General features: G+C 60.9%; 18 protein-coding genes. 11 read left to right on the top strand and 7 right to left on the bottom strand.

Annotated elements, in window-relative coordinates; genetic code table 11:
- Window positions 1-3 precede the first annotated feature (3 nt).
- Window positions 4-1,224, top strand: coding sequence for a MarP family serine protease (locus A3EC_RS0100215; RefSeq protein ID WP_018023138.1), 1,221 nt, complete (start codon window positions 4-6; stop codon window positions 1,222-1,224).
- Here A3EC_RS0100215 and A3EC_RS12230 read toward each other — a convergent pair.
- Entirely contained in the window at window positions 1,221-1,835 is a 615-nt protein-coding gene (locus A3EC_RS12230) for an alpha/beta fold hydrolase (protein ID WP_211206055.1), read from the bottom strand. The genes A3EC_RS0100215 and A3EC_RS12230 overlap by 4 nt on opposite strands.
- Before the next feature lie 109 nt (window positions 1,836-1,944).
- Window positions 1,945-2,442, bottom strand: coding sequence for a phage holin family protein (locus A3EC_RS0100225; protein ID WP_040427936.1), 498 nt, complete (start codon window positions 2,440-2,442; stop codon window positions 1,945-1,947).
- Between the two features lie 101 nt (window positions 2,443-2,543).
- Between A3EC_RS0100225 and A3EC_RS0100230 the strand changes: the two genes are divergently transcribed.
- Window positions 2,544-3,341: a Fic family protein gene (locus tag A3EC_RS0100230; RefSeq protein WP_018023141.1), complete on the top strand. Its 798-nt coding sequence runs from the start codon at window positions 2,544-2,546 to the stop codon at window positions 3,339-3,341.
- Between the two features lie 39 nt (window positions 3,342-3,380).
- Here the strand turns inward: A3EC_RS0100230 and A3EC_RS10760 are convergent, their stop codons facing one another.
- Both A3EC_RS10760 and A3EC_RS0100240 read right to left on the bottom strand, forming a co-directional pair.
- Window positions 3,381-4,232, bottom strand: a complete 852-nt coding sequence (locus tag A3EC_RS10760; protein WP_083879907.1) for an HAD family hydrolase — start codon at window positions 4,230-4,232, stop codon at window positions 3,381-3,383.
- A 240-nt stretch (window positions 4,233-4,472) separates the two neighbouring features.
- Window positions 4,473-5,000 (bottom strand): VanZ family protein, encoded by a 528-nt coding sequence (locus A3EC_RS0100240; protein WP_040427858.1) that lies wholly within the window; start codon window positions 4,998-5,000, stop codon window positions 4,473-4,475.
- A 150-nt stretch (window positions 5,001-5,150) separates the two neighbouring features.
- On the opposite strand from A3EC_RS0100240, the gene ssd reads away from it, so the two are divergent.
- From ssd to A3EC_RS0100280, 7 genes are all read left to right on the top strand, one after another.
- A complete protein-coding gene (ssd, locus tag A3EC_RS0100250) occupies window positions 5,151-6,245 on the top strand; it encodes a septum site-determining protein Ssd (protein ID WP_018023146.1) in 1,095 nt (364 codons plus the stop codon).
- Complete coding sequence (locus A3EC_RS0100255) at window positions 6,242-7,483, top strand: TadA family conjugal transfer-associated ATPase (protein ID WP_018023147.1); 1,242 nt, start codon at window positions 6,242-6,244, stop codon at window positions 7,481-7,483. Before ssd ends, A3EC_RS0100255 begins: the two co-directional genes overlap by 4 nt.
- Complete coding sequence (locus tag A3EC_RS0100260) at window positions 7,480-8,304, top strand: type II secretion system F family protein (RefSeq protein ID WP_018023148.1); 825 nt, start codon at window positions 7,480-7,482, stop codon at window positions 8,302-8,304. Before A3EC_RS0100255 ends, A3EC_RS0100260 begins: the two co-directional genes overlap by 4 nt.
- Before the next feature lie 44 nt (window positions 8,305-8,348).
- Window positions 8,349-8,945: a type II secretion system F family protein gene (locus A3EC_RS0100265; protein WP_169331378.1), complete on the top strand. Its 597-nt coding sequence runs from the start codon at window positions 8,349-8,351 to the stop codon at window positions 8,943-8,945.
- A 155-nt stretch (window positions 8,946-9,100) separates the two neighbouring features.
- Window positions 9,101-9,307, top strand: coding sequence for a DUF4244 domain-containing protein (locus tag A3EC_RS0100270; RefSeq protein WP_018023150.1), 207 nt, complete (start codon window positions 9,101-9,103; stop codon window positions 9,305-9,307).
- A complete protein-coding gene (locus tag A3EC_RS0100275) occupies window positions 9,307-9,636 on the top strand; it encodes a TadE family type IV pilus minor pilin (RefSeq protein ID WP_018023151.1) in 330 nt (109 codons plus the stop codon). Before A3EC_RS0100270 ends, A3EC_RS0100275 begins: the two co-directional genes overlap by 1 nt.
- Window positions 9,636-9,971 carry an Rv3654c family TadE-like protein gene (locus A3EC_RS0100280; RefSeq protein ID WP_018023152.1) on the top strand — a complete coding sequence of 112 codons (336 nt, stop codon included), beginning with the start codon at window positions 9,636-9,638 and terminating at the stop codon, window positions 9,969-9,971. The genes A3EC_RS0100275 and A3EC_RS0100280 overlap by 1 nt, the downstream gene beginning before the upstream one ends.
- A gap of 10 nt (window positions 9,972-9,981) precedes the next feature.
- On the opposite strand, the gene A3EC_RS0100285 is transcribed toward A3EC_RS0100280, so the two are convergent.
- Complete coding sequence (locus tag A3EC_RS0100285; protein ID WP_018023153.1) at window positions 9,982-10,161, bottom strand: hypothetical protein; 180 nt, start codon at window positions 10,159-10,161, stop codon at window positions 9,982-9,984.
- Window positions 10,158-12,545: a DEAD/DEAH box helicase gene (locus A3EC_RS10765; RefSeq protein ID WP_051060959.1), complete on the bottom strand. Its 2,388-nt coding sequence runs from the start codon at window positions 12,543-12,545 to the stop codon at window positions 10,158-10,160. Before A3EC_RS10765 ends, A3EC_RS0100285 begins: the two co-directional genes overlap by 4 nt.
- A gap of 288 nt (window positions 12,546-12,833) precedes the next feature.
- Here A3EC_RS10765 and A3EC_RS0100295 point away from each other — a divergent pair, with 288 nt between their 5' ends.
- Entirely contained in the window at window positions 12,834-13,037 is a 204-nt protein-coding gene (locus tag A3EC_RS0100295) for a cold-shock protein (RefSeq protein ID WP_018023155.1), read from the top strand.
- A gap of 297 nt (window positions 13,038-13,334) precedes the next feature.
- Window positions 13,335-16,388, top strand: a complete 3,054-nt coding sequence (topA, locus tag A3EC_RS0100300; protein WP_018023156.1) for a type I DNA topoisomerase — start codon at window positions 13,335-13,337, stop codon at window positions 16,386-16,388.
- Window positions 16,389-16,406: 18 nt separating this feature from the next.
- On the opposite strand, the gene A3EC_RS0100305 is transcribed toward topA, so the two are convergent.
- Window positions 16,407-17,933, bottom strand: coding sequence for an adenylate/guanylate cyclase domain-containing protein (locus A3EC_RS0100305; protein WP_018023157.1), 1,527 nt, complete (start codon window positions 17,931-17,933; stop codon window positions 16,407-16,409).
- Between the last annotated feature and the right edge of the window lie 24 nt (window positions 17,934-17,957).

Genomic DNA, 17,957 nt, shown 5'->3' on the forward strand with positions numbered 1-17,957 from the left:
AACATGGACGGCACACTGTTCGGATTCAACATCGTTGACGCCGTGATTTTGGCGTTGCTGATAGTCTCCGCCATCGTCGGCTGGCAGCGCGGCGCACTGACCTCGTTCTTCGCGCTGATTGGTCTGGTCGCCGGCGGCATCATCGGCATCACCATCGCGCCGTACACCATGGCCATGGTCAACAGTCCGACTTGGCAACCCGTCATCGGGTTAGCTGGCGTGGCGGTACTGGCGCTTGTCGGCCATGCTGCGGCGACGATGGCGGGGCAGTTTCTAGCGAATAAGTTCCGTTCCCCACAAGTCGTTGGGTTAGACAGTGGGCTTGGCGCCGTCCTGCAGGTAGTTGCAACCATGGTGGTGGTGTGGATGCTGACAGTACCGCTGGCCTCCACCAAACAAGGCACGCTCAATGACGCGCTGCGCGGTTCCCAAATGTTGGCGGCAACCAGCCAAGTGATGCCTCCAATGGCGGCGCGGGTGCCGGCATATCTGGCGCAGATGCTGAACGAATCGGGCATGCCGGTGATTCCATCGCCGAATGCTACCGCCACCCAGCCGTCGGATAATCGGCCTCCGAACCCGAACTCGGTGAACTCGGCGATGGTCGAAGCGGTGCGCTCATCTGTGGTTCGGGTGCTGGGGGAAGCCCCGCAATGTGACCGGCTGCTGCAGGGGACTGGGTTTGTGGCGGCGCCAAACACCATCATCACTAATGCGCACGTGGTGGCCGGCACCGACAAGGTATCCATTGAAACTGTTGCCGGCGTCGCCGAAGCGACCGTGGTGTACTACAACCCGCAGCAAGACATTGCGGTGCTGCACTCCGAAGATTTGCCGCTGAAGCCGCTGGAGATGCCGGTGGCGCCAGTGGATCCTGGCACAGAAACAGTGGTGATGGGTTTCCCAGAATCCGGGCCGTTTTCTGCCGAAGCAGGGCGCGTGGCCAACCGTCTGATTATCGACGGGCCGGACATTTACGGTGAAACCCGGATTGAACGCGAAGCCTACGCGGTGCGCGGCACCATCCGACAAGGCAATTCCGGTGGCCCGATGTTGGGTCTGGACGGCAAAGTGATTGGTGTGGTGTTTGGTCAGTCCATGGAGGACAACAAGATGGGCTACGTACTGACCAACAAGCAGGTGCTCGACCACCTAGATAGCAACCTGCCGTACTGGAAGACTGCGACGGAGCCTCGGGGTACCGCGAGTTGTGTCGCGCGCTAATGCGACAGTTGCGCCGCGGGTGAGCGGCGCACCAAATCGTCAATAAGCACGGATGGGGCAGGTGGCAGCGACCGTACTAACTGGCGGCCCTGACGGGATAGTCGCAGCCAGCGGACGTACCGTGCGGCGCCGTCGACGGGGGACAGGGGGTCCGGTAGCTGGGCGCGGAGGTCGGATACCCGCGGCCACAGCAGGGGGTTAGGCAGCTGCGTGACGACGCCGTGGGCACGGACATCGAGTGGCAATTTGGCGGCAAGATAGCGCACCAACATGTCGGAAAACCGCGGGCGGGAATGTGGCTGAAGCTGCGGGAACGTGTTCTCGCGGGCCAAGCCCAAGACGGTGGCGGGGGCACCGAACGCGCGGATGATGCCTTGGATATCGCTTGCGGCGGTGGGGATGTCGTAGCCGGAAGGCGGTCGGTCGCTGCCGCCGTGGCCACGCAGATCAACCGCAACGGTGAAGTAGCCGGCGGCGGCAAGAGCGGATTGACCGGCGTGCCAATCGTCGCTGGAGCCACCTGCGTCATGGATGAGTAGCAGGAAGGGGGCGGTATCGGCATCGCCCCGTCCGGCGATGGTGAGGCGGAGGCGGATGCCGCGGGTATCCAAAAACAACTCCCGCCACGGACTCGGCTCAACAGGTGAGGAGTCACGTGGCGGAAGGGGCGTTGGGGGAGAAAAAGCCAACTGTCCAGAACTGTCTGAAACTGCCAGGGTGCTAGGTGAACATGCCGGAGTTGTTCGCGCGGGCTTGTGCCTGACGCTGCGCAGACGACCCCGGTACCACCTCGGATAGGCGGTTGACCGACTCAATGGTTGCCTCCGGCGCCTTGACCTTCTTCACTCGCTGCAGACCAACGAATGCCAGCGCGCCTGCTAGCAGCAGCATGAAGACGAAGACGATGAGGAAGGCAGCCCAGCGTGGCAGCCACTCGGCCAACAGCTCCGCGGCGAAGAAGAAGAAAAAGAAGGAGCTGTACAGGGCAATGACACCGGCAACAGCGAAGAGGCCGCCGCCGATAGCACCCTGCTTGGCGGACTTAGTGATTTCGGCCTTCGCTAGTTCAACTTCAGCGCGGACCAGGCTGGAAATCTGGGAGGTGGCGTCGCTGACCAAGGTGCCCAGGCTGGCTTCGCCTGGTGCGTGGGTGTCGACGTTTTTCAGCGGGATGGAGTTCACCTTCGGGCTGAATGCATCTGCGCCGGTTGTGTACATGCCCTTTGGCTTTTCGGTGCTCAAAACTAGTCCTCCTGCGTGTGAATCACGATTACCTGCCATGTTGCCACGAAATCAGCTTATGTGTGCAAGATGTAAGAATGACAAACCCACTGGAAACAGATCCATTAGCCCCACTTGAGGAACTCGATGGAGTGCTGCCAGCGGCGCAGGCTGCTGCAGATGACATTAGCGCAGTCCACCGCCATCGCGTTAACCTGCGCAAACATGGCATGACTGGTGCCGAGTCTGTGCTGCGCGGTGCTCGCTCCTCCGCGGTGCTCTCCGGCGGCACAGCTGCACTGGCCAGTGACGGGGAAATTTCTGACCCGGTACTCGCACAATCCCTGCGCGTCTACGACCTGTTGGCGCCGGAAGTCGTTGGCGAAACGGTCCGCACCTGGAACCGAGCACCGCTGCAGGTGCTAGCGAAATTGGCGACGGTATGCGCCCCAGAAGCCCCCGACGCCGGCCGCCCGCAACAGCGCCCCAACCTGCCAGTTGGACTTATTGACGAGCGCTTGCACCTGCTCGCCCGGATGGTGACGACCTCCAAAGTCCATGGCGCCATCCTGGCCGGTGTGGTGCATGGTGAACTGCTGACGCTTGCCCCGTTTGGTGGCGGATCAAACCCGGCACTGCAACCAGGAACTGTCGTGGACGACGGGATGGTTGCCCGGGCGGCATCTCGGCTGGTGCTGCTGTCGAGTGGCGTGGACCCGCGCGGCCTCGCGGTGCCGGAGGTGTGGTGGTCTCGGAACCCAGCGAAGTATCAGGAGCTGGCCGCGGGGTTCCGTGATGGCGGTGCTGACGGGGTGCGGCAGTGGCTACTCTTCCACCTGCAGGGGCTGAGTGAGGGCGCCCGGGAAGCACGGTCCATTGCCGATGCTGCCGGCTAGTTAGCTGCGCTCTTTCACCGCGTTCGTTAACCGTGTTCGTTAACCGCGACGGAGCAGGTGTTGTTGGCGTTTGCGCCGGGCACGCCTGCGTGACCAGCGGCGCTGCTCCTTCACACCGCGACGCACTGCCAGCGACATTGAGATAGCGATAATGCCAAGCACAATAATTCCGCCGGCGATGCCGGTGCGTGTTGACGTGCGTTCAAAAAGCGGCACCGGGTTATCGAAGACGCGGATATCCCACTCGTTTTCTTGGGCTGCTTCCCGCAGCTGCTTATCCGGGTTGACCGCCACCGGAGAACCGACGGCTTGGAGCATTGGCAGGTCGACAATGGAATCGGAGTAGGCGTAGGACTGCTCGAGATCAATGTTGAGCGCTTGGGCAAGTTTGCGCATTTGGCGAGCTTTTTCCTCGCCCTTGTTGTAGAGCGTGATGTTGCCGGTGTATTTCCCGTCGACTATTTCCATTTCGGTAGCAATAGTCGTCGATACGCCCAACACATGGGCAATGGGCTCGACGAACTCTACCGACGACGCCGACACAATGACGACGTCGTGGCCAAGTCCCTTATGCCAATCGATGAGGCGTTGCGCTTCGGCGTAAACCAGCGGAGTGATGACTTTGGTCATGGATTCGGCGATGATGCGGCGAATGTCGGCGACTGGCCAGCCCGCGATGATTTCCAGGAACTGGTTTTTGGTGTCGTCGATGCCTTCGTCGTCATGGCCGACCTGCATGTACATCACCTTGGAAATAATGAGACGCACCATTTGACCAGGGGTGATGAACCCTTCGTCCATGAAAGACTGACTAAACGCGTGTACCGAAGATGTCGCAATGATCGTCTTATCAAGGTCGAAGAATGCTGCGATTCGCCTTGAAGTAGTCACGAGAACAGCTTAGCGGCACCGCCTTTGCGTGGCCTATAAGAATCCTGGCGAAAGTTAAGTTTTACCCCTTGCTGAAATGTGGGGTACGTGGAATACTCAAAACAGCCTGGCCCCCCAGAAATGGTTGCGCGGCCGGCGGCCCGGCCAATCCCCCCCCTCGGCCGGGTTTTGTACGGCCCGCATCATCCCCCCCCCGATGCGGGCCGTCTCTAATTTTTGCTACCTGAACTGGCGTTTTGCTTAGGGGTAAAGACCAAACGCCTCGACCATGGCTTCTTCCGAACCCAGCCGTGGACCGAGCAGGTAAAGCACATAAATGAAGGTCGCGAAGATAATGCAGGACCAGCGCCAAAACCGTTCCCACGGCAGCTTCGATGCCAAGAGAGCACCAATGGCTGCGCCCGCAGTATTCAGAATGAGGTCGTCGGTGTCAGAAATGCCGAGGGCGAAGAGAAACTGCACAGTTTCAATGGCCAAGGACAGCGCAAAGCCCAGAAAGATGGTGCGCCTGACGCTGCCGATGAGCTGGTAAGCGAGTAGCCCCAGCGGCACAAACAGCACCATGTTTCCCACCGCGTTGAACAGCGGCCCGAACCAGCTGGAAGCACCGATGAAGTCGTTAAAGGGTACTAGCTGGAGTTCGCGCACATGATGAGCATCTTTGCGCCACAGATGCCCGATGACGAAGTAGCCTTTGAGCAGGGTCAACAAGAGGATGACAGGAAGGTAGTAAACCAGTGCACTTAGGCGAACTTTGAGAGGCTGCATAGTGCAAGCCTAGTGGGACTGCGGCGGTGCCAGTCGCGTGAGCGGGGTAGTTATCCACGGTTTTCGCCGGTAGTGGAGTTATCCACAGTGGCTCTCCGAATCGGGGTTTGGCCGCGCCGGATCGCTTCGTCAATAAGCAACACTGGCGCCATGACCGCACAACGCCACACCATTCTGCTCCTGATTGAAGACCCAGACCTCTCCGAAGACTGCGCGCACATCGCTGCTGCCGCAGGCTATTCGACGACTCGGGCCGAGCCGGACACCCCAAGCCAACTGGACTGGCGTCACGCGAACGCGGTTCTTGTGGATCCTGGGGCGCTGGCGCTGCTGCCGCGTGCGACACTACCGCGGCGTGACCGCGTATGGCTGGTGCATGGCGTCACTCAGGAACCGGATTGGCCAGCGGCGATGCGTCTGGGGTGTGCCGGTGGCTGGGTGCTGCCAACAGAAGCCGGTGACTTGGTGGAACAGTTGGGGCGGCCGGGTGCAGTGGCGCTCGGGGACGGGCACATTATCGGTGTGAGTCCGGGGTCCGGCGGTGTCGGTGCCAGCACGCTGGCATGTGCAGTGGCGGCCGCTGTGCCGGGGCAGCGGCTGCTCATTGAAGCAGATTGGCTCGGGCCTGGCCTTGACTTGGTGCTCGGTGCGGAGCAACAGCCGGGGTTGCGCTGGGCAGACTTGTCGCTGACCGGTGGGCATATTGACGCCGAGGATGTGCTCGCCGCGGTGCCGCAGTCCGCCGGTGGGTTGCCAGTTTTGGCGACCGGGCGGACTCGGCAGCAGGCGCCGACGCGGATTGAACCGGCCGCGCTAGATACCGTGGCGTCGTCAGTGGCTGCGGCTGGTGCAGTGGCGGTGATTGATTTTCCGCGTGGTGGGCAGCTTGGAATGAGCACGGGTGCAGAACACGGTGTGGCTAATGGTGCGGGCCTGGACTGCCTGCGGTCGTCGAGCCTGCATGCGGTGGTGGTCCAAGCGACGGTAGCGGGGGTCGCTGCGGCGGCGAATGCGGCATCCGCGCTGCGTGCGGCAGGTGCGGATCCAGTGGCAGTGCTTCGTGGGCCAGCTCCCAGTGGCATTAACTGGGCCGACATTGAAGCAGCCACCGGCATGGTGGTCATTGCGGACCTGCCTACCGTGCGTGGGCTGGCGAATAAATCCGAGCTCGACGGACTGGAACCGACGACTAAAGGGCTGTCGCGGGTGGCCGAGGTGCTGCTGACGGAAGCGGGCGTGGCATGAGCGCAGCAGTCAAGAGCGAAGCGAACCAAGAGCTGCTGGACCGAGTGCGACGCCGCCTCGCCCAGCGCAGTGACGGCGGGGCAAGCGGAACTGCCCACGGGACAGCAGGCAGCTTGAGTGCCGCTGAACTTGCTGACGCTGTGCGCCAAGAAACCGGTGGCGTCATATCCGACGTGGACCTTTTGGTCATGCTCAAAGAACTGCGCCAAGACCTCGCCGGAGCGGGCATTTTGGACCCGCTGCTGCGGATGGAACGCGTTACTGATGTGCTGGTCACTGCGCCAGACAAAGTGTGGTTCGACCGCGGAAACGGGCTGGAGCTATCCGCCGTCCAGTTTGCTGACGACGAGGCGGTCCGGCGACTTGCCGTTCGTCTGGCCGCCAGCTGTGGCCGCCGCCTTGATGACGCGCAGCCCTACACAGATGGCTTCCTGCCGGTTGGGGCGATTCGCGCCGGGCACAGCGTGCGGGTGCATGCGTTGCTGGCGCCGCCCGCGGGGGCGCACTGCCAAATCAGTCTGCGGGTATTGCACCAAGCGACCACCACATTGCCGGACCTCGTTGCCAATGGCTCTGTGCCCGCCGATATTGCGGAAACGCTGCGCCAAATCGTCAATAAGCCATTGTCTTTCCTGGTCACGGGCGGAACCGGAACGGGGAAGACAACGCTACTGTCGGCGCTGCTCGGGGAAGTACCAGCGACAGAACGGTTGATTTGTATTGAAGACACCGCGGAGTTGGAGCCGCAGCACCCGCATGTGGTGAAGCTGGTGTCGCGGCCGGCGAATGTGGAAGGTGCTGGTCAGATTACGCAGCAGGATTTGCTGCGGCAGGCACTGCGAATGCGGCCGGACCGCATCATCGTCGGGGAGATTCGAGGGGCGGAAGTGTCGGATTTGTTGGCGGCGCTGAACACCGGGCATGACGGTGGCGCCGGGACAATTCACGCCAATTCACCTGCGGAGATCCCGGCGCGGATGGAGGCGCTTGGGGCGATGGCGAATATGGACCGGGCGAGTGTGCATGCACAGCTCGCAGCAGCAGTGAACGTGGTTCTGTCAATGGAACGGCGCGCGGGGCGACGAAGGCTCGCGGCGATTGGGGTGCTGCATGGGCGGCCGGTCGAGGTGGCGCAGGTATGGACTGCTGATGGCGGCCGGACCGCGCAGTGGCCGCGGTTGATGGCGCTGCTTGGTGACGATGGGCAGTCGGCTGATCGTGGGGGAGTGCGACCATGAATGGGCAGGTGGGGGCGGCATTGATGCTGGTTGCGGGAGCGCTTGTCGCGTTGCCGACTGCGCAACCGGCTCGGCGTTTGGGTGTGACTGCTCGAACGCGGGAGCGGCGGCGGATGATGTGGCCCGCAGTGGCAGTCGCAGCTTTGGCGGGTGTGTGGCTTGGGGCGCTGCCGCTGGTCGCCGGGGCAATTGGCACGTGGGCTGTGAGCAAAGCAGTGCTCACGCAGCGCGGCGGGCAACGGCGACGCCAAGCTCAAGACCAGCTTGCAGAAATCGTGGAGTTGGCCGCAGCTGATATGCGGGCGGGTGCTTTGCCGCGAGCCGCGATTGCAGCGGCGGCGGAAGACGTAGGCGGCACGGTCGGGGCGGAGTTGGCCTTGGCGGCGCGGCGCATGCACTGGGGCCAAGGGGCGGAGGCCTTTGCTGCTGTTGGGGAAGCGGCTGGTGCTGGGACTGATCACCGGGCGGGCGAGAAAACGGAAGTGAACCTCAGCCGGTTGCGGCACCTGTGGGTGATGTCCACTGAGCATGGGGTGTCCCTCGGCGAGCTATTTCAACAGCTCAGCGCGGACTTAACCGCGCGGCATAACCATCGACAACGACTGATGGCGTCGCTTGCTGGGCCGCGGACCACCATGTGGATTTTGGCAGCACTGCCACTATTCGGCATCGCAATGGGCCAAGCAATGGGAACTGAATCCGTGGAGTTTCTACTCTTCAGCAGCATCGGTTCTGTAGTTCTCATTGTCGGGGTGGCCTTCATGTCGGCGGGACTTGTCTGGGCTGTGCATCTCACCGAATCGGCAGGTGAACTCGGATGATGGGACTTGAACTTTCCTGGCTGAGTTTGGCCACAGCGATGCTAATGCTGCCGCAGCCACAGTATGTGCAGCGGTGGCGAATTGCCCAGCGCGATGCGCCTCAGCCGCTCGCCACGAAGCTGTCATTGGCAGAGAAGTCGCCGATTGTGCGGCTGCTCAAACAGACTGCAAGCACACTCGGTGGGCAGCACACATCGCCCGGGCAGCACTTGGCGAATGCCGCAGCGATGGATTTGCTGTCCGCCAGTATCCGGATGGGATTGCCGGTGTCGGCGGCGCTGCGGGCTGTGGCTCCGATCGCTGGGGCGGTGGCACCGCAGCTGATGCTGGTGGCGCGTTCGGTGGAACTCGGCGCGGACACGATAACCAGCTGGTCACCGGTCGCTGCTACCGCGGGGTGGTCGGGGGTCGGTCGTCTTGCGGGCCGCTCCGCGCAGTCTGGTGCCTCATTGGCGCAGGGCATCGCGGATATTGCGACGCAGCAGCGCACGGCCGCTGGCGATGCCGCGGAAGCTGCTGCAGAACGCGCTGGTGTGCTTATCGCGGGTCCACTCGCACTGTGTTTTCTGCCTGCCTTCGTGGTGTTGGGACTCGTGCCAGCGGTCATCGGTTTGGCCGGAGCAATGGAGCTGACCTGGTGAAACACAAAGAATTCGTCGCCCTAGAGGCGCACACCTTTCGCCGCGGCGGCCGCGGGCCCCCTCACCGCGGTCGCCACCTTAGCCCCTCGTTAGCCATTCAATCCGAATCGACATCAACCAACTTTCACAATCCAGAACTTTTGAAAGGACACCTCATGAACACCATCACCCAGCTTCCGGCACTGATCCGCTCTCGTATTGAAGCCGCCCATACCAATGATGACGGCATGAGCACCGTCGAATACGCCCTCGGCACCGTCGCCGCGGCAGCGTTCGGCGCGTTGCTCTACACCGTGGTCACCGGCGGCCAGATTTCGGACGCGCTGACCTCCATCATCGAGCGAGCGCTGAACACCAAGTAATGGCTATTGCAGGGGAAGAAGGTTCCGCCACGGTTGAAGCCGCATTCGGCATTTCCTCACTGGTCGCCGTGCTGGTGTTGGCATTCGGCGGTCTCAGCACTGTCGCAACTCATATTGCCGCCACCGCTGCGGCCCGTGATATTGCCCGCGCGGCTGCCCGTGGCGAACCAAACCCTGCCGGAGCCGCCAGCAAGATTCACCCAAAGATGCAGGCAAGCGTCCGTTCTGGTGGCGGCCGTGTCACCGCCGAAGTGCGGGTACCCATGCCGCTTGTTGACGTCAAGAGCACAGCTGTTGCCGTTGCCGAACCGACAACGGAGGAGAACTGATGCTCCGGCGAATTGGACATGCAGCCACTGACGACGAAGGTTCCGTCACGGTCACGGCAGCCTTTGGGGTCGCAGCTGTCATCGCAGCGTGCGCCGTTGGTGCTGTGGCCAGCAAAGCGCTCGTTGATTCCAGCAAGGCGGCAAACGCAGCAGATTTGGCGGCCATTGCTGGGACCTATGCACTGCTCGACGGCCGTGACGGTTGCCTGGAGGCAACACAGATCGCACAGGCCAATGGCGCACATCTCACCAGGTGTGTTGTGGACGGTGAAAGCCTTGAAGTTCAAGCCACCGTCGCGGGGCGCAGTCGAATCGCGCGGGCTGCCCCGCTCTAGCTGTTCCGCTTTAGCTGTTCTGCTTGTCGCGCCGGGCAAAAACCACATTGAGCAGCGCAGCCACTGCGATGGCCACAGCAAGGAACACCAGTCCCATGACCAGCGACTGGTTTCGCGCGGCCAGGAAGACTGCATTGGCAGCGCCCAGACACCCAACAATCGCAGCGTTCGGGTAAATCGTCGCCTTCATAGTGTCCTCATTTCACGCTGTGTATCAAATATACTTCCAGGTATGCCAGAATTTTTCCCCAGCAATCCGCGCAACAGCTTAATTGCGCCCTCCTTGGACAGAATTGAGTTCGCATTACCGCACTTCGGCGACTGAATACAGGACGGACACCCAGCCGTACATTCACACGATTCGACCGCTTCGAGCGTCGCTGTTAGCCAGTCGGTGAAGCGGTCGAAGCCCCGTTGCGCAAAACCAGCGCCCCCAGGATGTCCGTCGTAAACAAAAATCGTCGGCAAGCCCGAATCCAAATGCAGCGCAGTCGACACCCCGCCAATATCCCACCGGTCACAGGTAGCAAACAGGGGAAGCAGCCCAATCGCCGCATGTTCCGCGGCATGCAGGGCCTCCGGAATCTGCTGACCGGTCAGGCCCCAGTCCCGCAGCCGCTTATCCGTCATCGTCCACGCCACCGCTTTGGTAGTCAACGTTCGCGGCGGCAAATCCAGTGGCATGACATCCAAAACCGCGCCATTGTCCAGGCGGCGCATATAGTCCACAACCTGCTGGGTCACATCAACTTCGCACATGGCAACCCGCACTCCAGGCGCATACTCCACCATCTGTTGGATGCCGGTGACCCGGATATCAGTGTTCTCCCGCGCCCACGTCGTCCACTCCGGCGATTCGGCGTGGACCAGCGCCAGGCCGGTCTCTAAATCCAGCTCATCGACGACAAAAGACTTGCCTTGGTGGAAGTAGAGCGCGCCGGTATGCACACTTGTTTTCGCGGCGGCTTCATCCACCGTGCCCAGCACTCGGCCATCGGTGCCGTCGACAATGGCGACTTCCTGGCCGTCACCTCCACGCAGATTCACACCGGAATGTGCTGTCCGTGGGTTCGGCTCCACGTCATCGCCGGGATCTGTCGGGAACCACTTATCCCGCCGATGCCGCACCAAACCCGCCTGCGCCAGCTGCTGCATCGATTCGGCTGCACCCCACGCCACAACATCGGCATCACTAAGCGGCAGTTCCACCACGGCGCAATACAGCTGATCTGCGACGACATGCGGATTCGTCGGGTCAAACACACTGTCCTCAACTGGTCGGCCCAACAGCGCATCAGGGTGGTGCACCAGGTAAGTATCCATCGGATTATCCCGAGCAATTAGCACCACAAGTGCGCCTTGCCCCCGTCGCCCGGCGCGCCCGGCCTGCTGCCAAAACGACGCCACGGTGCCAGGAAAACCAGCCTGCACCACCACGTCCAGCCCGCCGACGTCAATCCCCAACTCCAGTGCGTTAGTCGACGCCACCGCCACTAGCTCACCGCTATCTAGTCGGCGCTCCAGCTCCCGGCGGTCCTCCGCCAAATAACCTGCCCGGTACGCGGCGACTCGCCCCGCTAAATCCGACCGGCCGAGCTTGCGCAGCCGCTCCCGCATGCCAATCGACACGGTCTCTGCTGACCGCCGCGCCCGAGTAAACACCAGTGCCCGTGCCCCTTCTGACACCAGGTCGGCGGTAATTTCCGCGACTTCCGTCGACGCTGCTCGCCGCACTGGCATATCCGTCACCGACTCCAGCCCCGAAGTTGGCAGCAGTTCTGGTTCCCACAGTGCCACCGTCCGCGCCCCCAGTGGTGCACCGTCCTCGGTAACTGCTACTACCTCGCGCCCGAGTAGGCGAGAGGCATGTTTCGCCGGGTCAGCTGTGGTAGCCGACGCAAAAATGAAGGTCGGCGCCGCGCCATAGAACCGCGCAATGCGTTCTAGTCGCCGCAACACCATCGCGACGTGCGCGCCAAACACTCCGCGATAGGCGTGACATTCATCAATGACTACCCAGCGCAGGTTCCGGAACAGTCGCCCCCAATTCTCATGATTACTTAAGATTCCGGCGTGCAGCATGTCCGGGTTCGTAAACACCCACCGCGCCTGGTCCCGAATCGCCCGCCGCACATCCATGGGAGTGTCACCGTCGTAGGCTGCCACCCCAACATTGCTTAGTGACGGAATCTCGGCGCAGAGGCGCCGAATACTCGATAATTGGTCCGCGCCAAGAGCTTTGGTGGGCGAGAGGTATAGCGCGCTGGTGGTCGGGCTGGCAGCCATACTCGACAGCACTGGCAGCTGGTACCCAAGTGACTTGCCAGAGGCGGTGCCGGTCGCGACGACCACGTCTTTTCCTTGCCACGCCAACTCGGCAGTGGTTGCTTGGTGGGTCCACGGCTGGTTGATGCCCCGCGTCGTCAATAAGCCCTGAATTAAGGCGGGGTCGGCCCAGCTTGGCCAATCGGCAGTGCTCCCCGCTCGGCCCGGTATATCGCGGACGTGGGTGAGAGTGGAGCGTGGGTAATTGTTGACGACGGAGTGGAGCAGTTCTCGCCCGAATGTAGTCATGGCAACCTCCAGTCCGGTGCGCGGTGATTTAACACATCTAGGGGTCTTTTAGGATTTTTTCAGCTTACCGCTATCAATTTCGGCCGAAACGTGTAACACTACTTCTCGGTCGCAGTTTCTGATCGCAGTGTTTTGACGCTCGCATAGGAGATCGCGGGCGCGCATCTTCATTATGGGCATAACTAGTAGGCGCAACCTATTAGCGCTCTCGTGAGGCTGGGCATCGCTAGGCCCGGCGGTATGAAATCGTATCTGCCGACAAGTATCAAGTTTTTAGGAAGTAACAGCATGGCATTGGGAACTGTGAAGTGGTTCAACCCAGAAAAGGGCTACGGCTTCATCGCTCCTGCGGATGGTTCCGCAGACGTTTTCGTTCACTACTCTGAAATCCAGACCAATGGATTCCGTACCCTCGAAGAAAACCAGCAGGTTGAATTTGAGCTCGGTGAAAGCGACAAGGGCCAGCAGGCTCAGCAGGTGCGCGTCGTTTAATTGACTCGCTGAGGCTGTCGATAAGCCTCAGTAATATGTGAGACGGTCTTACTCCACTTGGAGTAGGGCCGTTTTGTCTATGTGCGGCGAAATAAAGCGCCGTGGCGGGGACTTTCCGAAAAAGAAAAAATTAGCCGCCTCAACAGGTACTTTTGTGGCCAAATGGGCACCTTGAAGGCTGCACTAAGGACAACCATGTGTACGGTAATGGATTAAACCCTGTTAAAACTGCGGTAGAACGCAACGCATGGTGCTTCATATTCACCTTCGATGACAGAACGTAGGTAAACGAAAAAAGTGTCAGACAGCGCAGTCCACGACGGCAAGAAGCGACTCGTTATTGTCGAGTCCGCCACCAAGGCACGGAAAATTCAGCCGTATCTTGGCGACGATTACATCGTTGAGGCGTCCGTCGGCCACATCCGAGACCTTCCCCGCGGCGCCGCAGACATCCCAGCGCGGTACAAGAAGGAACCGTGGGCGCGTCTGGGCGTCAACGTCGACAAGAACTTTGAAGCGCTCTACGTCGTCAGCCCGGACAAAAAGAAAAAAGTCACCGAGCTGAAGAAGTACCTGGGGCAAGTCGACGAATTGCTGCTGGCAACAGACCCCGACCGTGAAGGCGAAGCTATCGCCTGGCACCTGCTGGAAGTACTGAAGCCAAAAGTGCCGGTGCGCCGCATGGTGTTTCACGAAATCACCAAACCGGCCATTATCGAAGCCGCAACCAACACCCGCGAACTCGACCAGGACTTGGTCGACGCGCAGGAAACCCGCCGCATTTTGGACCGGCTCTACGGCTATGAAATTTCCCCGGTGCTGTGGAAAAAGGTCATGCCACGGCTGTCGGCAGGACGCGTGCAGTCCGTGGCCACCCGCATCATCGTTGAACGTGAACGCGAACGCATGGCGTTCATTTCCGCCGACTACTGGGATCTGTCAGCCCAGCTAGATACCGGCGAATCCGGCGCGGACCACACCCAGCCAGCGAAGTTCGAAGCGAAGCTGACCGCAGTGGACGGCACCCGCGTTGCCCGCGGTGTGGACTTTGATGACCGTGGCCAGCTGAAGAAGCCGGACGACGTCATCGTGGTGGACGAGTCCGCTGCCCGGCAGCTCGCTGATGGCCTGCAGAACGCCACCCTGACCGTCGCGTCGGTGGAGGAAAAGCCATACACCCGCCGCCCATACGCGCCATTTATGACTTCGACGCTGCAGCAGGAAGCTGGCCGGAAGCTGCATTTTACTTCCGAGCGCACCATGCGCATCGCGCAGCGACTCTACGAAAACGGTCACATTACTTATATGCGTACCGACTCGACATCGCTGTCGAAGGCCGGTATCGACGCTGCCCGTCAACAAGCCACCGAGCTTTATGGCGCGCAATACGTGGCACCGTCGCCGCGCCAGTACACCCGCAAAGTGAAAAACTCGCAGGAAGCGCACGAAGCGATTCGGCCAGCCGGTGAAACATTCGCCACCCCGGGTCAGCTTTCCGGGCAGCTCGATGCCGAAGAGTTCAAGCTCTATGAGCTGATTTGGCAGCGCACTGTGGCCTCCCAGATGGCGGATGCGAAGGGCACCAGCATGAAGGTGACCATCGCAGGTAGCGCCACCACCGGCAACGATGTTGAATTCAGTGCCACCGGCCGCACCATCACCTTCCCCGGCTTCCTGAAGGCCTACGTGGAAGTCACCGACTTCGCTGATGGCCGCAAGGTTGCGGACAACGCTGAAAAGCGTCTGCCGCAGCTATCGGAACAGCAGCAGCTGACTGTCGACTCGGTCGAAGCTGACGGTCACGCCACCAAACCACCAGCCCGCTACAACGAAGCGTCGCTGGTGAAGAAGATGGAAGAGCTAGGTATTGGTCGACCATCGACCTACGCGTCGATTATTAAAACCATTCAGGACCGCGGCTACGTCTACTCCCGCGGTAACGCACTGGTGCCATCATGGACTGCCTTTGCGGTGGTCGGGCTGCTGGAGCAGAACTTCACCCAGCTGGTGAACTACGACTTCACTTCCGACATGGAAGATGAACTCGATGAAATCGCCGCCGGTAATGAGGACCGCACCAAGTGGCTGCGCGCCTTCTACTTCGGTGATGCTGATGGCCACACTGCCGATAATGAAGCCGATGCCATTGGTCAGCTCGGTGGGCTGAAGCACCTGGTGGAAGGCAACCTGGAGGCCATTGACGCCCGTCAGGTCAACTCCCTCTATCTTTTCGACGATGACCAGAACCGCCCGATTGTGATTCGGGTTGGCCGCTATGGGCCATTCCTGCAGCGCGTCACTCCAGGCGCCGGTGACGAAGGCGCGGACCTAGTTGAACGCGCCAACATTCCGGATGCCATGACCCCGGATGAGCTGACTCTGGCGACTGCGGAGAAGCTGCTCGCCACCCCACAGTCCGGCCGCGAGTTGGGGCCGAACCCTGCCAATGGCCGCATAATTGTGGCGAAGGAGGGCCGTTTCGGTCCGTACGTCACCGAGCTTTTGCGTGACGACGAACAGAAGACCGCGGAAGCCGACGCGCTTGAGGTCATTGCTGCCGAGCGGAAAGCTGAAGATGAGCAGCGGGCTGCCGAAGGTAAGCGGGCAAAGAACTGGGAAACCAAAACTGCGGAGAAGGCGAAGGAAAAGCGTCTGAAGGAGCTGGTGGAGGAAAAGCTGAAGCCAGGTACCGCATCGCTGTTTAAGTCGATGGAACCGGCAACAGTGACCTTGGATGAGGCACTGCAGCTGCTGAGTTTGCCACGTGTGGTTGGCCAGGACCCAGAAACGGGCGAAGATATTACGGCGCAAAATGGCCGCTATGGCCCGTACCTGAAGAAGGGCACGGACTCGCGGACCATCGGGTCGGAAGAAGAACTCTTCACCATCACCTTGGACCAGGCATTGCGGATTTACGCTGAGCCGAAGCGTCGTGGTCGTCAGGCAGCGCCGCAGGCGTTGAAGCTGCTGGGCAACAATGACGTTTCCGGCAAGCCAATGAGCGTTAAGGATGGCCGCTTTGGGCCGTATGTCACCGACGGTGAAACCAACGCGTCACTGCGCCGCGGTGACACGCCAGAAACCATGACGGATGCGCGTGCCTGCGAACTGTTGTCGGAGCGCCGCGCAAAGGTGGCAGCTGACGGCGGGGCGAAGAAGACCACGCGGAAGAAGGCTGCGAAAAAGACGGCTAAGAAGGCTGCTAAGAAAACTACCGCGAAGAAAACCGCTAAGAAGGCAGCCAAGAAAGCTGCGAAAAAGGCGGCTTCGCGGAACTTGACCAGCCGCACTGTGGCGAAGGGCCAGTCCGCGGCAGCGAAGAAGGCTGCCGCCCGGAAGGCCACGAACTAGGCGCTAACGAACTAAGCGCTAACTGCGCTCTGCCAACGTGGAGCGCAGTGGTCGGGCCAGCTGGGTCATTTCCTTACGGCCACGCAGCTCCACCGACTTCAGGGCCGTCCAGCGGGCCTGTTCTTCCTTATTCGCCATGCGGACCGTTTCCGCGGTGGTGAGTACTCCACCTGGGGTGAGCTTGGCAATGTCGGTCAGACGGGAGGCAGAGTTCACTGCATCACCAATGACGGTGTATTCGAAACGGTCGTGACCGCCGAGGTGACCGGCCACGACATTGCCTGCTGCAACACCAATACCCGCGTCTAGGCGCAGCCCACGCAGTTCCTTGCGCAGTTCCCGAGCCGCAGCCAGCGCATGGCCAGCGGCGTCGTCTAGGTCCAATGGGGCGCCGAATACGGCGAGCGCTGCGTCACCCTGGAACTTGTTAATGATGCCGCGGTTGCTGTGCACCACGTCCACGACACGTTCAAAGAACTCATTCAGCGCCGCCACAACTACCTCTGGTGGGTTATTGACCGCGAACTCTGTGGAAGAAACCACGTCGACGAACAGCACTGCCACTTCGCGGTTCTCGCCGCCTAGTTCCGGTCGAACTTCCAGCGCGCGGCTAGCGACTTCCGCGCCGACATAGCGGCCAAAAATATCCCGAACCTTTTGACGTTCCTGCAGACCCCGCATCATTTCATTGAAGCCGGCCTGCAGCACACCAATCTCGGAGCCGTCGTAAATGGCCACACGGGTGTTGGTATCACCTCGACGTACGCCATTGATGGCTTCCTGCAGCTCGTGGACTGGGTCCACAACGGAGGCGGTGGCAAGTTCGTTACCCACATACCCCGTCATCATGGTCACGACCGCCAGCGCCACAATTGTTGGCATCAGGTCAGCCGCATCTGGGGTGAAGTAACCAGCGTCCTGGGCCACCAGCGCCAGCACCATCGCGAGCACCGGCAGCATAGTGGTCAAAATCCAGGTCAGACGCAGTCGCAGAATCAGTGGCGGCTCCAGGAGGGACTCTGGACTGTATTTACGCAGCACATCACGGGCAATAGGGCGGAATAGCCGTTCGGCAATCAGATAGGTCAGCAACGCCACCATCAGGCCACCGACGACCGACACCACACCGACGACCACACCAAGGCGTGGCCGGTGCGCCGCAGCAATCGCGGTGAACATAACCGTCCCAAAGCCCCAAATGACCAACCCAACTAACGCCTGGTATGCCGGAATCCGGATGACCAACGTGCGGATGGTGGAGGCCTTGTGCTGCTTCGGGGAGTGCTGCCAGCGGATAATCGGCAGACAGAACGCCCAGGTCGTAGCGATGCCGGACACCAGTGCCAACACAAAATAGGCAATCAAAGCCACCATGATGGCCGGTGGCACTTCGCTGAGCCCCGCCAGTGCCTTGATGGGCAGCAGAACACCTAAAAACAGGGCGACGAGCGCTGCACCAATGGCATTACACACAAAAATGGAGGCTGCGTAAAGCGGCCAGACAGTCGAGCTGAGCCACTTCAGTTCCTTCCATAATTTTTGCATGCTCAATAGCTTAACCCCTCAGCC

The organism is Corynebacterium ulceribovis DSM 45146, from assembly GCF_000372445.1.
In the GTDB taxonomy this organism is placed as follows: Bacteria; Actinomycetota; Actinomycetes; order Mycobacteriales; family Mycobacteriaceae; genus Corynebacterium; species Corynebacterium ulceribovis.